This window comes from Bacteroides sp. 43_46 (genome assembly GCF_001915455.1).
In the GTDB taxonomy this organism is placed as follows: domain Bacteria; phylum Bacteroidota; class Bacteroidia; order Bacteroidales; family Bacteroidaceae; genus Bacteroides; species Bacteroides caccae.
The window spans coordinates 1-13,290 of record NZ_MNQN01000124.1 but is presented as its reverse complement, the minus strand read 5'-3'; the positions used below and the strand labels follow the sequence as shown (position 1 = coordinate 13,290).

At 42.2% G+C, this 13,290-nt stretch carries 8 protein-coding genes and 1 tRNA gene; 4 read left to right on the top strand and 5 right to left on the bottom strand.

Annotated features, from left to right (window positions below; genetic code table 11):
• Window positions 1-13: 13 nt before the first annotated feature.
• From BHV72_RS14235 to rho, 4 genes are all read right to left on the bottom strand, one after another.
• Window positions 14-1,978: a tetratricopeptide repeat-containing sensor histidine kinase gene (locus tag BHV72_RS14235; protein ID WP_055171830.1), complete on the bottom strand. Its 1,965-nt coding sequence runs from the start codon at window positions 1,976-1,978 to the stop codon at window positions 14-16.
• Window positions 1,975-3,825, bottom strand: a complete 1,851-nt coding sequence (locus BHV72_RS14230; RefSeq protein ID WP_005681579.1) for a tetratricopeptide repeat-containing sensor histidine kinase — start codon at window positions 3,823-3,825, stop codon at window positions 1,975-1,977. Before BHV72_RS14230 ends, BHV72_RS14235 begins: the two co-directional genes overlap by 4 nt.
• 81 nt (window positions 3,826-3,906) lie before the next feature.
• Complete coding sequence (locus BHV72_RS14225) at window positions 3,907-5,373, bottom strand: sulfatase family protein (RefSeq protein WP_286856235.1); 1,467 nt, start codon at window positions 5,371-5,373, stop codon at window positions 3,907-3,909.
• A 208-nt stretch (window positions 5,374-5,581) separates the two neighbouring features.
• Window positions 5,582-7,771, bottom strand: coding sequence for a transcription termination factor Rho (gene rho, locus BHV72_RS14220; protein WP_258974175.1), 2,190 nt, complete (start codon window positions 7,769-7,771; stop codon window positions 5,582-5,584).
• A 235-nt stretch (window positions 7,772-8,006) separates the two neighbouring features.
• Between rho and BHV72_RS14215 the strand changes: the two genes are divergently transcribed.
• Window positions 8,007-8,843 carry a 4Fe-4S binding protein gene (locus BHV72_RS14215; RefSeq protein WP_022042002.1) on the top strand — a complete coding sequence of 279 codons (837 nt, stop codon included), beginning with the start codon at window positions 8,007-8,009 and terminating at the stop codon, window positions 8,841-8,843.
• Here the strand turns inward: BHV72_RS14215 and tilS are convergent.
• A complete protein-coding gene (gene tilS, locus BHV72_RS14210) occupies window positions 8,828-10,108 on the bottom strand; it encodes a tRNA lysidine(34) synthetase TilS (RefSeq protein ID WP_122118988.1) in 1,281 nt (426 codons plus the stop codon). The genes BHV72_RS14215 and tilS overlap by 16 nt on opposite strands.
• A gap of 197 nt (window positions 10,109-10,305) precedes the next feature.
• On the opposite strand from tilS, the gene feoB reads away from it, so the two are divergent.
• The 3 genes from feoB to BHV72_RS14195 all read left to right on the top strand — a co-directional run bounded on the left by feoB (window position 10,306) and on the right by BHV72_RS14195 (window position 13,126).
• Window positions 10,306-12,792: a ferrous iron transport protein B gene (gene feoB / locus BHV72_RS14205; RefSeq protein WP_005681571.1), complete on the top strand. Its 2,487-nt coding sequence runs from the start codon at window positions 10,306-10,308 to the stop codon at window positions 12,790-12,792.
• The gene (locus BHV72_RS14200) at window positions 12,789-13,004 is read left to right on the top strand and encodes a hypothetical protein (RefSeq protein WP_022042005.1); all 216 of its coding nucleotides are present in this window, start codon (window positions 12,789-12,791) and stop codon (window positions 13,002-13,004) included. Before feoB ends, BHV72_RS14200 begins: the two co-directional genes overlap by 4 nt.
• Window positions 13,005-13,054: 50 nt before the next feature.
• Window positions 13,055-13,126: transfer RNA gene (locus BHV72_RS14195), tRNA-Cys, on the top strand.
• Window positions 13,127-13,290 lie beyond the last annotated feature (164 nt).

Below are 13,290 nucleotides of genomic sequence, written 5' to 3'. Positions count from 1 at the left end.
CAAAGATAGCGCTTTATTCCGAATCGGAAGCGATCGGGTAGGTGAAAACAATTTCCGGACCCTCCGGGGTTTGGGTATTGATTTGATAGGTTCCTCCGAAATGTGTCAGCAATAATTGGTTGATTTCGTGCCGGATGACAGTTTCCTGTGAGACAAAGGTAGTATCCGCCAACGGCGAATTAATGATTTGGAAATGAAGCATTTCATCTTTCCGGCTGAGTATGAAACGGATGACGCGTTCCTGTTTTTGGTCTTGCTGGTATTCATGCGGGTAAACCAGTGTGCTAAGTATCATCTGTGTCAGGCGGGCGGTATCTGTGCGGACGGGCTGTGACTTCGTTTCTGTGTAGAATCGGACTTGGATGCCTGTCGTTTCATTCTTCATACGTGCCATATAACATGCTTCGTTGCATAGTTCGACAGCATCGTAAACTTGTATCTGGAATTTCATCATTTGAGCTTCCAGGCGTGATAAGTCGAGCACATCGTTGACAAGTCTCATTAACTTTTCAGAGCTTTGGTGGATTATGTTCGAATATTCCTTCCTTGTTCCTTCATCAATATTCGGTTCACACGCTATGAGTTGCGAGAATCCTACTACGTTATTGAGCGGAGTGCGGATGTTATAACTCATGTTCGAAAGAAAGCGGTTCTTTATTTCATTCGTTTCCCGAACGGTTGCGGCGGCTTTGCGGATTTCGTTTTCCGAACGTTTCAATGCCTTTCGTACCATAGCCAGACGGAACATGAAAATGAATAATACAAATAAAACAACGATAATCACAGCCAGAAAGATGAGGCGAATCCGGTTGTTGTGCCGTTGTTGTTCCATATTGATTTTATCCAGTTGATAACTGCTCTTTATTTGTTCCATTTGATTGTTTGCAAGCGACATGGAGGCGGAATCTTTAATGGCAAGTGCCTTCTGATATAGTGGAACGGCCTTTTCGCTATCGCCGGCCTTTACCCATATTTTAGCTTTCACCAATAACTGTTCGGCATAGTCGCTGGCATAGTTGTCTTTTAGCATGACTAATGTGGTGTCGATATAATCTGAGGCTTTTTGATATTCACCGATATATTTGTAATATCTGGCGTAGGTGTCGAAATAAAGTACCTGATACATGAAATAGTTGTTTTCGTTCTGATATTCCTTAGCTTTCACCAGATGTTCATAGGCTCTTTGCGGCTGTTGGGTATTCAGGTAATAATAAGCATAGAACAATTCGTTGAACAGAAATACGTCAGAGAAACCGTCTTTAAGAGAAGGATTTTCCTTGATATGTTTATAGAGTGTGCTTTCGAGTTCTTGCAGGTATTTAAACAGCTTGCTGTTATTCTTCATTTCTTTGGTGACAGATACCAATTGCGACAGTACCGAGATGCGAACTACCGGATTAGCGTCCGGAGCAAGTAGCTTGTAGGCTTCTTCCAGTGCTTTGATGCCTTCCTCCCAACGTTGACTGCCGATGTAGGCATTGCTCAGACACTGATGAGCGGCTACCAGTCCCCGATGATTGTTTTTTTCGAAAGCTTGTTGCTTCATCTTGTTTGCCTCGCTAATGGCACGCTCGTATTCTTCGTTGTAAGTGTACAAGTCGATCTGGAAACGTTTGGCGTCGAAGAAATAATCCCATATACCGGATTTGTGGACGTGTGGTTCCATTTGTGTAATCCATTTCGCTACGCTGTCTGTTTTGTTGTGGTTATAATAGTACAATAGGTGATAATAGGCTGCCAGTCCTGCGTATTTATCATCCTTCTGAAACAATGCTTCTTTCATTAAAGTGTCCGAGAACTGGATGCATTTAGGATTATTCTGTTCTATTCTTATAATGTTGTTTAAAGCTACAAGACGGGTTGAGTCATGAGGCAGGTTTTGAAACACCTGTATCAAACTGTCCGTGTTCATTTCATAATCGGCTTTTCCGACAAGAAAGCAGCAACAGACTATGTGCAGTAGTATTAATCGTTTCATCTTGTTTCCTCCTTTCCTTGGTCGCTTTTGTCAATAGGATGTGTAAACAAGAAACGTGAACCTTCTTCGTAATCGGGGTCGATCCAGATACTACCTCCCAGTTGTTCGATGATGAGTTGGCAAATCGATAGTCCGAGCCCCGTACCTTGGGCATTTTCATTGAGCTTCTCGAAACGGTTGAATATCTTTTTCTGTTTTTCTTTAGGGATTCCTGTGCCGGTATCGGTGACAGAGAAAAGTGCCGTATCTTCCGTTTGTTGCTCAAGTTGCAGAGTGATAGAGCCTTGTGAGGTGAATTTAGTTGCATTGATAAGCAGGTTGATCAGTACCTGTTGCAGGCGGGCACTATCTGTCAGTAGTTCCAAGGAATCGAGAGGAGTGGAGAAGCGGACGTCTGCATGGGTCTGCTTTATCTTTTCCACCATATCAATGACGTTTCTGCATAGTCCTACTGCATCGCATATTTTGAACTTGAATGTCATCTTTCCAATTTCAAGGCTGGATAAGTCAATCACGTCATTAATCAACTTTAGCAACAGTTCCGAATTTTGCTGGATAATATCATTGCACTGTTTTCTCGTTTCTTCATCAATGGATTCTTCCGTCAGAATGGTGGAAAAGCCGGATAAGGCGTTGAGCGGAGTACGAATCTCATGACTCATGTTAGAGAGAAAAAGGCTTTTAGTGCGAATCGAATTTTCTGCCTGTTTCTTTACTTTTTCTTGTTCTTGTTGCGATTGGATCAGACGTTTGTTGTTCCTTTTGATGCGGAAGATGAAGAATATAATTAAGGAGAGGACAGACAGGATAATAAACCAGCTCCAGTATAAGATTTTCTTTTGCCTGTTTATGTTGTTTAATTCATTCTTGTCAATCTGATAGAGAGTATGCAATTCATTGATCTGGCGCAGATAGCTATTGGCGTCAAGTGAGTCTTTGCGTGCGTTAATCACTTCATATTCCTCACATGCTTCTTCGATACGTCCCATTAATGAAAGAACTTTTGCCCGTTCTTGTGATATCTGTATGTCTTTGTACGAACCGGATTCTTTGACGTATGGCAGTAATTCATCATACGATTGCAATGCCTGGGTATATTCTTTTGCGGCGATATGGTAGGAAGCATATAAGTATTTGATTAACAGAAGAAAATATGGATACGGATGTTTGGCATAGATTCGCTCCATTTTTTGCAGATGTTCCAATGCCGAAGGGAGTTTGTCTGACTGTATCTCATAAAACGCACGGCAACAGGGAAGATAAAAATAGCAAGGTGAATCGGGCCTTTTGTCGCAAAGAGCTTCCAGGTAGTTGATATCTTTCTCAATACCTGCCATTTGCCGGTTATTGAGCTTAATAAGTATCATTTGAGATAATGCGTTTTTTAAATAGATGTCGGCTTCGGGTATCTGTTGCATAATCTCTATTGCTTCTTCATAAGAACCTATGGCAACTTGTGGTGTTGATGAGCTTAAATATGTATTTCCGATTGCACGTAGTGCAAGAGCTGTTCCTAGCGGGTAGTCTATCTCTTTAGCTTTCTTATACATTGAATTGGCGTTGTCAATAGCCAGGCTGATATTTCCTTCTGTTATTGATGACTGAACCGCCATTGCTTTGAGCTGGAATAAGATGTCGTATCGTTGCTGCTTTTCAAGTTCAGGTGTTAACAGCTTCTCCCATAAGATAATACTGTCTGTGGTGACGCCGGTGTTAAAAGCAAGGTCATACTGAATGAGCGGCTGTAATAAAGACAGACGTTCTGCATTAGTATGTGCAGCGTACAATGTTACCGATATGAATACCGTTATAATTGTAGTAATTATGTGGTGTAAGTTTCTATTCACCGAATGTTTGTTTGCAAGGTTTTATGCAAAAGAAACAAAAAGAGCGAAGACTGACAAGAATCTTCGCTCTTTTTTTCTAATTTATTTTCTTTTGATAATATCACGTGCGCTAGGGCCTTCGTGGTTGGGGTAGCCGGGAGTATGATTTCTGCATCTCGGGTCGGCGTCTACTTTCAGACTGCGGTAATTATCTTTTGACCGGGTGATGTAGTCGTCGAGCATGGCACGGTGTTCTGCAAGAACCTTGGCATATTGGGGATTCTTGGCGAGGTTCTTACGTTCACCCGGGTCGTTCTTCATGTCATAGAGTTCTTCTCCGTTGCCTTCCAAATAATGGGTGTACTTGTATCTGGGGCCACGTACCATACGTCCGGGAGTAACTGTGTATTCATATTCACTATGCCATTCGGATACAACATATGGATGAGTCTTCTTTTGTTTTTCTCCTTTTAATGTCGGTGCGAGGCTGATTCCTGCCTTTTCTGCGGGAACAGGAATGCCGGCCAGGTCACAGAGGGTTGGCAATAAGTCTAGTGTAGGCTGCGTGAGTAAGTGGTCTACCGGTTTTTTCTGATGCTTGATACCGGGACCTGCAAAGATAAATGGTACGTTTGTCATTTCATCATAGAAACTGATGTGCTTGGTCACCATACGGTGTGAAGTCATTCCGTCACCATGGTCGGCAAGGATAACAACGATTGTGTTCTTTCCTGCGGGGGTGGAGTATAATGCTTTCAAAACACTGTCTACTTGTTTGGATACCATTTTTGTATAGTGCTGGAAAGCGGCGATGTAATGGCGGTAATTTTCCTCACTCCAATGGGAGGCTTGCGTCATACGCCGGTGGCTGCAACAGATGTATTGCACCGGGGTAGGTATGTTGTTCCAGTCTTCTACATCGAAATTGTCGGGCAGTTCCGGGAGTGTGCCGCTGACAGGTCGGTCAGTATGTACTCCTTCATTTTCTCCTACGAATCCGCAGATATTATGGGGATTCTGAAAATCGGCAATGCATATGAAAGGTTTTTCCGAAGGATTGCTTAAATAGGAAACAACGTCCTCGCAGGTTCCTACGTCCAGAAAACTATCATTATTGACCGGAAATTCCGGGTCGGTAAATGGCTTTGCTACCGGCTCTTTATGTTTGAATCCTCTTAATGAACCCATATCGTGCGTTTTTCCGAAGTGTACAGCTTCGTAACCGTTTTCCGAAAAAAGGCTTCCTAATGTCGGAACGTTTTCCGGTATAGGTGTATTGATCGGTTCGCTGGAGTTGGAGCGTACGTTAGTTTGATGAGGCATCATGCCACTCCATAAAGCGGCGCGTGACGGTTGGCTGAGGGGGCAGCCTACATAAGCATTGGAAAAGATAACTCCTCTTGAAGCTACTTCGTCGATAGGAAGGGTGCAACCTTGTGTATGACCGTAGGCGCCAACGACGCGTTGTGTAAGATGGTCGCATTGGATAATCAGAAAATTGGGCTTTTCTTGTGCTTGGGCTGCTATGCCGCAAAGAGCCAATCCCATGAAAGGATAAATTGTTTTCATTCTTGGTTAGAATTAAGTGATACTTGATTTTGAAGCAAAAGTAGGAAAAAAGGGAAAGCAAAAAAGGGGGGAATACTTGTTTTGGACGCAAGTGAAAGTTTTTTGTACAAAATTGGAATAAATGACGGGTGATAAAACTATAAACGGTGAACAAACTGCGATTATAACGCATTCTGTTCACCGTTCATTATTTATGGTTTACTGCTAATTAGCTGTTCATGCTCATCAGGAATTCATCGTTGTCTCTGGTTTTTTCCAGACGGTCTTTTACGAAGTCCATTGCTTCGATCGGATTCATGTCGGCAAGATATTTACGGAGAATCCACATACGGTCGAGAGTTGTCTTATCAAGTAACAGATCGTCACGACGAGTACTGGATGCGGTAATGTTGACTGCCGGGAAGATACGTTTGTTGGACAGGTTGCGGTCGAGTTGCAACTCCATGTTACCTGTACCTTTGAATTCTTCGAAGATAACTTCGTCCATTTTAGAACCGGTATCAATCAATGCAGTTGCGATGATTGTCAGTGAACCACCATTCTCGATGTTACGGGCAGCACCAAAGAAACGTTTCGGCTTATGAAGTGCGTTTGCATCCACACCACCGGAAAGTACTTTGCCCGATGCAGGAGATACTGTGTTGTATGCACGTGCCAGACGAGTAATAGAATCAAGGAATATAACTACGTCGTGGCCGCATTCTACCAGTCTTTTTGCTTTTTCCAATACGATACCTGCGATTTTCACGTGGCGCTCTGCCGGTTCATCAAAGGTAGAAGCGATAACTTCGGCATTGACGCTGCGCGCCATATCTGTTACTTCTTCCGGACGTTCGTCGATAAGCAACATAATCATGTATACTTCCGGATGATTGGCTGCAATGGCATTTGCAATGTCTTTCATTAAAATTGTCTTACCGGTTTTAGGCTGGGCTACGATTAAAGCACGTTGACCTTTACCGATTGGAGCGAAAAGATCTACTACGCGGGCAGACATGGAATCCGAATAACCGCCTTTGCAGAGTTTGAACTTTTCATCCGGGAAAAGCGGTGTCAGGTGTTCGAAAGGAACACGGTCGCGAACGAAAGCGGCGTCACGTCCGTTAATCTTCGATACCTTTACTAACGGGAAATATTTCTCTCCTTCTTTGGGCGGGCGGATAACTCCTTCTACCACGTCACCGGTTTTCAGGCCAAATAACTTGATTTGCGACTGTGATACATAGATATCGTCAGGAGAAGAAAGGTAATTATAATCGGAAGAACGGAGGAATCCGTATCCATCCTGCATAATTTCCAGTACGCCTACTCCATTAAGGATGTCATCGAATTCATAAGGCTTTTCACGCTCAATAACTTTACGTTCCTGCTGCTGTTGTGGTACCGGAAGATTTTCGTTCGCGTTGTTTGGCTGGGCAGGACGCGGCATCGGTACACGCTGCTGGTTCTGATTTTGGTTATTGTTACGTTGGAAGTTATTATTGTTATTATTATTGGCGTTATTGTTATTATTGCTAGCATTATTATTGCCATTATTGTTGTCACGCGGACGGACAATGCGTGGACGTTGTTGCTGTTGTTGCTGATGAGCCTGTTGTTGTGGCTGTGGTGCTTGTTGTTCGGTAGCAGTTTGTGCCGGTTCAGTTTTGGTGGCTTCGAATTTTCCAAAAAGTTCGGTGGGAAGTTCTATCTTTTCTGAAGGCAGATCTTCGATAGGAATAAAATCATCGTCGTCGGCACCGGATAAGATATTGCTTTCTTCGTCTATAACGGGTTCGGCTTTCTTTTGCGGTTGCGGTTTCACTACTACTTTCTTCTCTTCAGCAGGTTTGTTGGCTTTTGTTTTCTTTTCGGGAGCTTGTGCCGGGACTGCTTTTTCTATTACTTCAGGAGCTTTCTCAGTAACTACTTTATCTTCCGTTACTTTAGGAGTTGCAGTTTTCACGCTTTCAACTTCTTTTTGCTCTGCTGCATCGGCATTTTTACGCGGACGGCCTACTTTACGTTTAGGAGCTGCGGTATTTTCTGCTTTAACTTCAACAGCAGGAGTCTCTTTTTCTTTATTTGCACTTTCCTCTTTTTTAGAAGGCTGTTGTGGCTTGGCAGGAGCAGCTTCTTTGGCTTTCTCAGCTTCTCCTTCCTTGGTTGCGGAAACTACTTTGTTATCTTTCTTGGCAGGCGCTACGCGTGAACGCTTTTTCTTTTGTTCTTCTTTGCGTTCTTCTTTAAGCTTGTCTGCGGCAACTTTCTTTGTGGCTCCGGCGATTGCTTGTTCATCGAGTATTTTGTAAACAAGGTCTTCCTTTTTTAATGAGTCTGTTTTTTTTATGCCTAACTCTTTGGCAATAACTTGAAGTTCCGACAGGTCTTTGTCGTTTAATTGGATAATGTTATACATATAGTATGGTAAGTTATTAATATTTCTTTTTTGCTGAATTATGGACAGCATTACTATGACTCTCCGGTCACAGATATGCGAGCATACGTTTTGTTTTTATTATGAATTAGGGATGTATATGTTGAATCGTAGAATGTTTCAACGGGGCAAAGATAATAAATTTTTTTGGTTTCATAAACAATCAAACCTTTTTTTCAACGTAAAAGTGTATCTTTGCTACATAAAAGAAAATAGTATGACAGTAAATGAAGCTCATTTAATTTATTTTTCGCCTACACACACATCAAAACAAGTTGCCGAGGCGATTGTTCACGGAACAGGAATAAAAAATATTCTTCCTGTTAATGTCACTTTGCAGACTACCGGGGAAGCTGTAATTCCTGCATCTGCATTGGCTATTATCGTAGTTCCCGTATATGGAGGTCGTGTAGCTCCTTTGGCAATGGAACGTTTGCAGAATATTCGTGGCTTGGATACACCTACTGTGTTGGTTGTGGTTTATGGCAATCGTGCTTATGAAAAAGCCTTAATGGAATTGGACGCTTTCGCCCTTCCCCACGGATTGAAAGTGATTGCCGGCGCAACTTTTATCGGTGAGCATTCATATAGTACGGATGAACATCCGATTGCTGCCGGACGTCCGAATGATTCGGACCTGGCTCTGGCTACGGAGTTCGGGAAAAAGATCATAGAAAAAATAAAAACGGCTACCGGCCCGGATACTCTTTATCCGATAGATGTCCGTGCTATCAAACGCCCGAGGCAGCCTTTCTTCCCCTTATTTCGTTTTTTGAGGAAGGTTATCAAGTTACGTAAAAGTGGCACACCGCTTCCTCGTACTCCGTGGGTAAAAGATGAGAGTCTGTGTACACATTGTGGGTTGTGTGTGGTTCATTGTCCGGCGGGTGCTATTACAAAAGGCGATGAACTAAATGTAGATGAAACCAAATGCATCAAATGCTGTGCTTGCGTGAAAGTCTGTCCTAGGAATGCAAAAGTGTATGATACTCCTTTTGCGGCTTTATTATCGGATTGTTTCAAGAAGCAGAAACAGCCTCAGACTATTTTGTAAATAACAACGCGTTTCGTTGTTTCATCAATACGGAAGCGGTTATCTATTCGTTCGCCTATCAGCCATGCAATGCGTTCTCCGCAACAGAGCACCCATTGACGCTCTTTCTGACTGATAGAAAATTTGCGGTCGGTCAGGTAATCGCTTATTTTTTTCTTGCCTTTCATTCCGAAAGGAATAAAAGTATCACCGATTTGCCATTTACGGTGATAGATTTCTTCATTCAACTTGTCAGCGTCAAAACATGCTGTTCCTTTTTCCCGTGGAATCTGAAAATTTGACGTGTATTCTTTCTCTTCTTTAATTAATTGAAAAGGGGGGATGTCTTTTTCTTCAGACCGGATTTCTTCCAGTAGCAAAAATTCCCTGTCTTTAATCACTCTCCATTCTTTGCTGGCAAACTGTTTTCCCGATTGTCCATGAAGTGAGTTTGCAATATCTTTGATTTGTGTGGAGTTAAAGCCGAGTGGATGCAGAGTCTCGAATAAAATAGTTTCGGGTACAGCTTCTTTTAACAAACTGCTGATCCGGATTCCTTCTGGTGTGACTATTCTTGCTTTTGTTTTTGCTATACATTTATTGTATATAGTAGCTACATCATTCAGATAATTACTCGTCTCCACCAGACTATTCTTGACGGATGGATTAATCTCCTCCATAAGTGGAAGGAGGTTGAGCCGGATCTTGTTGCGGGTGTATTCATCTTCCAGATTTGTACTATCGGTTACATAATCCTGTTCAATGTTTTGTAAATATTGAATGATCTCTTTGCGGTTGACACAAAGGAGTGGACGTACAATAGCTCCGTTTCGAGGACGGATTCCGAGTAATCCGGTGATTCCTGTGCCACGGATTAGATTGAGTAACATTGTTTCTATACTGTCGTCCTGGTGATGAGCAACGGCAATGACATCGGCCCGGTATTTATTTTTAATTTCTTCAAACCAGTTATAACGGAGTTCCCGCGCTGCCATTTCTATCGAAATATGCTTTTCGGCTGCGTATTGGGTTGTGTTGAAATCAGCGGTATGCAATCTGATGTTGTATTTCAGGCAGAGTTGGCGGACAAATGATTCATCGCGGTTTGATTCCTCGCCGCGTAAATGAAAGTTACAATGTGCGGCTTCGCAGTGATAACCTGCTGTGTGGAGAATACGTAGCAGTGCCACAGAGTCGGCGCCGCCGCTCAATGCTACCAGAATTTTGCTGTCTGATGAAAACAGATGATTCTTTTCTATATATTGTGTAATCCGTTGCTGTATCATGTTTGCAAAGATAATAGTTTCTTGCTTAGTCTTTTGAATTTTTCAGGAACTTCTCCTTCTGTTTCCTCTTTTTCTGATTACCAGATCTTTTTTAGTGAGGAAGTTTTTCGATTAGAAATGACTCTTATTTAAAAACAATCTAAATAATTTGCGTGCTCCGAAGTTATGAATTATCTTTGCCGAAAATTTAGAGAGTTATGCGTTTGTCCGAATTAACAACAGGCGAAAAAGGTGTCATCGTAAAGGTGCTGGGACACGGTGGTTTTCGTAAACGTATCGTGGAGATGGGTTTTATTAAAGGTAAAACCGTTGAAGTTTTATTGAATGCTCCATTGAAAGATCCCATTAAATATAAAGTCTTAGGTTATGAAATTTCTTTGCGTCGTCAGGAAGCTGAGATGATTGAGGTAGTCAGTGAAGAAGAAGCAAAAAAACAAGCCGGCGAAACTATTTATCACGAAGGTTTGCCTGAAGATGTTTCTGTAAAAGAAGAAGATATGAAGCGGTTGGCGTTAGGTAAACGCCGTACCATTAATGTTGCCTTGGTCGGGAATCCGAACTCGGGCAAGACTTCTCTTTTCAATCTGGCTTCCGGTGCCCATGAGCATGTCGGAAATTATAGTGGTGTGACTGTGGATGCCAAAGAAGGGCATTTTGATTTTGAAGGGTATCATTTTCGTATTGTAGATTTGCCGGGGACATATTCGTTATCTGCATACACGCCCGAAGAAATTTATGTCCGTCGTCATATTATAGATGAAACGCCGGATGTGATTATTAATGTAGTAGACTCCTCCAACCTCGAACGGAATTTATATCTTACGACGCAATTGATTGACATGAATGTCCGTATGGTGGTGGCTTTGAATATTTATGACGAATTGGAATCCAGTGGGAATACATTAGACTATCATTTGCTGAGCAAACTGTTTGGAGTACCGATGTTACCTACTGTCAGTAAGAAGAACCGTGGATTGGATACCTTGTTTCATGTCGTAATCAACCTTTATGAAGGCGTCGATTTCTTTGATAAACAGGGGAATATGAATCCGGAAGTATTGAAGGATCTGACCGAATGGCATGATTCTTTGGAGGACCGTAAGAATCATGAAGAGGAACATCTGGAAGATTATGTACGCGAACATAAAAGGACCGGGCGTGTGTTCCGCCATATTCATATCAATCATGGACCTGATTTGGAGAAAGCTATTGAGGCTGTAAAAGAAGAAGTTTCCAAGAATGAGTTCATTCGCCATAAGTACTCTACCCGTTTTCTATCAATAAAATTGTTGGAGAATGATCCGGACATAGAGAGTTTTGTACGTACTTTGCCGAATGCGGAGGAAATCCTGCGTATTCGTGATAAAATGGCCAAACGCGTACAGGATACGATGAATGAAGATTGCGAGTCGGCTATTACGGATGCGAAATATGGTTTTATCAGTGGTGCGCTGAAAGAAACTTTTACTGATAACCATTTGGAACAGGCGCAGACTACAAAAGTGTTGGATTCCATTGTCACTCACCGTATTTGGGGATATCCTATTTTCTTCCTTTTCATGTATCTGATGTTTGAAGGTACTTTTGTGCTCGGGGAATATCCGATGATGGGGATTGAATGGTTGGTGGAACAAATAGGCGATTTGATTCGTAACAATATGACGGATGGCCCGTTGAAAGATATGTTGGTTGACGGCATTGTGGGTGGTGTAGGAGGCGTTATTGTCTTTTTACCAAATATTCTGATTTTGTATTTCTGTATTTCATTAATGGAGGATTCCGGTTATATGGCTCGTGCGGCGTTTATTATGGATAAGATTATGCATAAAATGGGGTTGCACGGAAAATCGTTTATACCTTTGATTATGGGATTCGGATGTAATGTACCTGCTATTATGGCTTCACGTACTATCGAAAACCGGAAAAGTCGTCTCATTACGATGTTGATTAATCCACTTATGTCATGTAGTGCGCGCTTACCTATTTACTTGTTGTTGGTAGGAGCTTTCTTTCCGAACAATGCGAGCTTGGTATTGTTAAGCATCTATGCAATTGGTATTTTTCTGGCTGTGCTGTTAGCACGGTTGTTTAGCAAGTTCTTGGTGAAGGGTGACGATACTCCGTTCGTTATGGAACTCCCGCCGTATCGTATGCCGACTGCGAAATCGATCTTTCGCCATACATGGGAAAAGGGAGCGCAGTATTTGAAAAAAATGGGCGGAATTATTATGGTCGCTTCTGTTATAATTTGGTTTCTGGGATATTATCCGAATCATGATGCATACGAGACAGTTGCCGAGCAACAGGAAAATTCTTATATCGGTCAGTTAGGACGTGCGATAGAGCCGGTGATAGAACCTATGGGGTTTGACTGGAAACTTGGAATTGGCTTGATTTCAGGAGTGGGGGCAAAGGAGCTGGTGGTAAGTACATTGGGAGTGTTGTATGTCGATGATCCGGATGCAGATTCGGTAAGTTTGGCAGAAAGGATTCCGATCACTCCGTTGGTCGCATTCTGTTATATGCTTTTTGTACTGATTTACTTCCCGTGTATTGCGGCATTGGCTGCTATAAAACAGGAGTCCGGTAGTTGGAAATGGGCATTGTTTGCAGCTTGTTATACTACGGTATTGGCTTGGCTTGTATCCTTTGCCGTTTATCAGATTGGAGGATTATTTGTATGATTAATTGGCAGGAATGGGTAGTAGGAGTACTGGTAGTACTCTGTATTGCTCGTATTATATATGGAATCTTTCTTTTTTTTCGTCGTACGCGAGAAAATAAAAATCCTTGTGACAGTTGTGTAAGTGGCTGTGAACTAAAGGATATGCTAGAGAAGAAGCGTAAAGAGTGTGGTGTAAAGAAAAAAAGTACAAAGAAAAATTGCTGTGGATAGTTGGTAATTTCAAAATTTGTACTACCTTTGCAACCGCAAACGAGAAAAATGGTTCCTTGGATGAGTGGCTTAGTCAGCGGTCTGCAAAACCGTGTACGGCGGTTCGAATCCGCCAGGAACCTCAAGAAATCCTTGCAACTAACTGAAATTCAGTAAAAGTTGCAAGGATTTTGCTTTTAGGATTAATAAAGAGGATTAATCTCTAATGAAGTTCTGAATCGCCAGATAGAGCGAATCAAGGAGATAGAATAGTTATTCGCTTGCTCGTTTCAGTCTTTCCAAAATT

Coding starts and splice junctions, on each gene's coding strand:
- BHV72_RS14235 (WP_055171830.1), bottom strand. CDS start 1,978: ATGAAACGATTAATACTACTGCACATAGTCTGTTGCTGCTTTCTTGTC.
- BHV72_RS14225 (WP_286856235.1), bottom strand. CDS start 5,373: ATGAAAACAATTTATCCTTTCATGGGATTGGCTCTTTGCGGCATAGCA.
- rho (WP_258974175.1), bottom strand. CDS start 7,771: ATGTATAACATTATCCAATTAAACGACAAAGACCTGTCGGAACTTCAA.
- BHV72_RS14215 (WP_022042002.1), top strand. CDS start 8,007: ATGACAGTAAATGAAGCTCATTTAATTTATTTTTCGCCTACACACACA.
- tilS (WP_122118988.1), bottom strand. CDS start 10,108: ATGATACAGCAACGGATTACACAATATATAGAAAAGAATCATCTGTTT.
- feoB (WP_005681571.1), top strand. CDS start 10,306: ATGCGTTTGTCCGAATTAACAACAGGCGAAAAAGGTGTCATCGTAAAG.
- BHV72_RS14200 (WP_022042005.1), top strand. CDS start 12,789: ATGATTAATTGGCAGGAATGGGTAGTAGGAGTACTGGTAGTACTCTGT.